The 964-nt window shown below is 51.7% G+C and carries 1 rRNA gene; it reads left to right on the top strand.

Annotation, left to right across the window (positions count from 1 at the left end):
• Positions 1-964: ribosomal RNA gene (locus tag I6E11_RS14675) — 23S ribosomal RNA — on the top strand; the annotation flags it as partial.

Below are 964 nucleotides of genomic sequence, written 5' to 3'. Positions count from 1 at the left end.
CGGGACCATCCGGTAAGGCTAAATACTCCCGAGAGACCGATAGTGAACCAGTACTGTGAAGGAAAGGTGAAAAGCACTTCGAACAGAAGAGTGAAATAGTACCTGAAACCGTGCGCCTACAAGCGGTTGGAGCTCCGTAAGGAGTGACAGCGTGCCTTTTGCATAATGAACCTACGAGTTACCGTGTCCGGCGAGGTTAAGGGTCATGAGACCCGGATCCGAAGCGAAAGCGAGTCTGAACAGGGCGTCGAGTCGGATGCGGTAGACGCGAAACCAAGTGATCTACCCTTGGCCAGGATGAAGTCTGGGTAACACCAGATGGAGGTCCGCACCAATAAGCGTTGAAAAGCTTCTGGATGAGCTGAGGGTAGGGGTGAAAGGCTAATCAAACTTGGAGATAGCTCGTACTCCCCGAAATGCATTTAGGTGCAGCCTCGAGGATTACTGATGTGAGGTAGAGCGACTGATTGGATGCGAGGGCTTCACCGCCTATCAAGTCCTGACAAACTCCGAATGCGCATCAGTTCGACCCCGGGAGTGAGGGCATGGGTGCTAAGGTCCGTGCCCGAGAGGAGAACAATCCGGACCATCAGCTAAGGCCCCGAAATGACAGCTAAGTTAAACTAACGAAGTCAGATTGCTAAGACAGCTAGGATGTTGGCTTGGAAGCAGCCATTCATTTAAAGAGTGCGTAACAGCTCACTAGTCGAGGAATTTGGCGTGGATAATAATCGGGTATCAAGTTGTCTGCCGAAGCTATGGAATTGGACAATGGCCGCAAGGCAATTGTTTCCAATTGGTAGGGGAGCATTCCATTCGGCGTCGAAGGCGTGGCGCGAGCCACTCTGGAGCGTATGGAAAAGCAAATGTAGGTATAAGTAACGATAAAGGGGGTGGGAAACCCCCTCGCCGAAAGACTAAGGTTTCCTGATCAACGCTAATCGGATCAGGGTAAGTCGGGACC

This window comes from Bacteroides caecigallinarum, assembly GCF_021531075.1.
In the GTDB taxonomy this organism is placed as follows: domain Bacteria; phylum Bacteroidota; class Bacteroidia; order Bacteroidales; family Bacteroidaceae; genus Phocaeicola; species Phocaeicola caecigallinarum_B.
This window is presented reverse-complemented; position numbering and strand designations above follow the sequence as displayed.